This is a genomic window from Paenibacillus sp. P4_A7 (assembly GCF_056402455.1).
The window spans coordinates 1-1477 of sequence record NZ_JBFUHJ010000749.1 but is presented as its reverse complement, the minus strand read 5'-3'; the positions used below and the strand labels follow the sequence as shown (position 1 = coordinate 1477).

The window sequence follows — 1477 nt, the reverse complement described above, 5'->3', positions numbered from 1 at the left end:
GAGCTTCCTGGAGTATATGGTCGAAAGCTTCAATTCGCGGAAGGAAGTCTTTACATTTTCGTATCCGAATTCAGCAGCGATACGGACATTCAAGTACGTGATCCACTCACCGGAGCTGTTTATTCATTTACATTGGATAGAGAAAGAACAGTAATGTTTGCCGCTGACCTTGAAGGGCGATTGCTGTCCGTATACCGGCCGGATCAAGTGAGCATTACATGCAGCGAAGTAAGTACTAAAGTCTAAGCAAACCCTGTAATGAGAATGGATTAATAAACGAATAACCAAATAAATAAACAAAAGGACACTGTGTCCCGTATCGGGGCTAGTGTTGAAGGAGTTATAGCACATGGAACAATTTAAGCTGCCAAAAGTAAGCATGCCTCAATTGGAGCTGCCGGAAGTCATAAAGCAAGTGCTGGACGAGGCGGAAGTGAAGCTAGCAAACCGTCCCAAACTGCTGCAACTGTTTAAGAACTGTTTTCCAAATACGCTCGAAACGACAACGAAGCTGATGGATGATGGCACGACCTTTGTCATCACAGGGGATATTCCTGCGATGTGGCTTCGCGATTCGGCCGAGCAAATCATTCATTATATACCGTTTGCGAAGGATGATGCAGGGCTGCAGCGTATCATCTCAGGGTTAATCAAACGTCATTCCATGTATATCAGTATCGATCCTTACGCGAACGCCTTTAACGAAACGGCTAACGACTGGCATTGGGACGCAAACGATGATACGGACATGTCCCCTTGGGTTTGGGAACGTAAATTTGAATTGGATTCGCTCTGCTTCACTATTCGTCTGGCTTATATGTATTGGAAAGAAACAGGTCTAACTGATATTTTCGATGAGCAGTTCAAAAAGATGCTGTGTACCATAGTCGATGTATGGAAAACGGAGCAGCGCCATTTCGAACATTCAAAATATCGTTTTATGCGATACAACTGCCCGGCTATAGATACACTGCGCAACGATGGATACGGGATGCCTGTTAATTACACAGGGATGATCTGGTCGGGCTTCCGTCCGAGTGACGATGCTTGCGACCTGCATTTCAATATTCCTTCCAACATGTTTGCAGCTGTTTCCCTTTCCCAAATGCAGGAGATGGCTAGATGGGTGTACCGTGATGAAGCATTTGTTCAAGAGATGAAGCATCTGGAGGATGATGTTCGTCACGGAATTGAGCTTTACGGGATGTACAATCACCCGACTTACGGGAATATGTATGCTTTTGAGACGGATGGGTTCGGCAATTATTGCTTGATTGATGATGCAGGTACACCAAGCTTGCTATCGATCCCGTATATCGGATACACGGATGTTAATGATCCTATTTATCAAAATACGCGCCGGTTTATTTTAAGCAAAGAAAACCCGTTTTATTTTGAAGGGAAAGCTGCAAAAGGGATCGGAAGTCCACATACGCCGCCGGGATACGTCTGGCATATGGCGTTATCGATGCAAGGC

General features: G+C 45.1%; 2 protein-coding genes. Both read left to right on the top strand.

Annotated features, from left to right (window positions below; all coding sequences use genetic code 11):
• The coding region (locus tag AC1DWN_RS33660; RefSeq protein WP_477563173.1) for a hypothetical protein at nucleotides 1-246 on the top strand (246 nt) is incomplete at its 5' end.
• A gap of 103 nt (nucleotides 247-349) precedes the next feature.
• Nucleotides 350-1477 (top strand): glycoside hydrolase family 125 protein (locus AC1DWN_RS33655; protein WP_477563172.1); only part of this gene is annotated, 1128 nt, incomplete at its 3' end.